At 37.8% G+C, this 1,448-nt stretch carries 2 protein-coding genes and 1 pseudogene; 2 read left to right on the forward strand and 1 reads right to left on the reverse strand.

Annotated elements, in window-relative coordinates:
• Together R7Q46_RS24825 and R7Q46_RS24830 are read left to right on the forward strand one after the other, a co-directional pair.
• Window positions 1–224 (forward strand): annotated as a pseudogene (locus R7Q46_RS24825) (IS5/IS1182 family transposase); the annotation flags it as partial.
• 35 nt (window positions 225–259) lie between these two features.
• Window positions 260–901 carry a type A-3 chloramphenicol O-acetyltransferase CatIII gene (locus R7Q46_RS24830; RefSeq protein ID WP_004920769.1) on the forward strand — a complete coding sequence of 214 codons (642 nt, stop codon included), beginning with the start codon at window positions 260–262 and terminating at the stop codon, window positions 899–901.
• 323 nt (window positions 902–1,224) lie between these two features.
• Here R7Q46_RS24830 and R7Q46_RS24835 read toward each other — a convergent pair.
• Window positions 1,225–1,448: transposase (locus tag R7Q46_RS24835; protein WP_225455851.1), on the reverse strand; the 224-nt coding region annotated here is incomplete at its 5' end.

The raw sequence follows: 1,448 nt of genomic DNA on the forward strand, positions 1-1,448 counted from the left end.
AAAGTCGTCGCTATGAACCTCATATCCAGTCACGGAAGGATGAGTCAGAAGCCATTAAAAACACGGATTTTAAGGCTCACCGTTGGGTTGTAGAGAGAACACACAGTTGGATGAATCGCTACCGTCGTGTCCTGACTCGTTGGGAGAAGAAAGTCGAGAATTATGAGGCGATGCTGCATTTTGCCTGTGGTATCATTGTCTGGACTAAAAACCTATTGGGATAGGTTCTTAGTAAATAAAAATTCAGAAGGGATATGTTATGAACTATACAAAATTTGATGTAAAAAATTGGGTTCGCCGTGAGCATTTTGAGTTTTATCGGCATCGTTTACCATGTGGTTTTAGCTTAACAAGCAAAATTGATATCACGACGTTAAAAAAGTCATTGGATGATTCAGCGTATAAGTTTTATCCGGTAATGATCTATCTGATTGCTCAGGCCGTGAATCAATTTGATGAGTTGAGAATGGCGATAAAAGATGATGAATTGATCGTATGGGATTCAGTCGACCCACAATTCACCGTATTCCATCAAGAAACAGAGACATTTTCAGCACTGAGTTGCCCATACTCATCCGATATTGATCAATTTATGGTGAATTATTTATCGGTAATGGAACGTTATAAAAGTGATACCAAGTTATTTCCTCAAGGGGTAACACCAGAAAATCATTTAAATATTTCAGCATTACCTTGGGTTAATTTTGATAGCTTTAATTTAAATGTTGCTAATTTTACCGATTATTTTGCACCCATTATAACAATGGCAAAATATCAGCAAGAAGGGGATAGACTGTTATTGCCGCTCTCAGTACAGGTTCATCATGCAGTTTGTGATGGCTTCCATGTTGCACGCTTTATTAATCGGCTACAAGAGTTGTGTAACAGTAAATTAAAATAAGCTCAGGTTAAATTAAAGGGTTTCATATCTAGTGAAGCCCTGTTTTATTATGTTTTGAGTTAACTTATCTTCAATGGCGGTCATAGAACCGACTGTTTACCCTCAAATAAATGTGTGAGCCGAATTATTATATCATCCTTCCGCAAAAGGCTAAAAACCATAAACAATAAAATGTTTTTTGTCGGCTTTTGTTCGCACTTTTTATCTGTTTCTAGGCATTTTATGATAATTTTTTAAAGGTAAGCTTGAAATAACACGTCGATGCCAAGATATGTATCAAATCATGATATATAAACTAAATGGGATAAAGAATGAATAAGAACCTATCCCAAAAGGATTTTATTCCAGACAATGATGGCACAGGCAAGATGCAGCATTGCCTCGTAATTTTCGACCTTTTTCTCCCAACGAGTCAGGACACGACGGTAGCGATTCATCCAACTGTGTGTTCTCTCTACAACCCAGCGGTGGGCCTTAAAATCCGTGTTTTTGATGGCTTCTGATTCATCCTTCCGTGACTGGACATGAGGCTCATAGCGACGACTTC

It is taken from the genome of Vibrio sp. 811 (assembly GCF_033339195.1).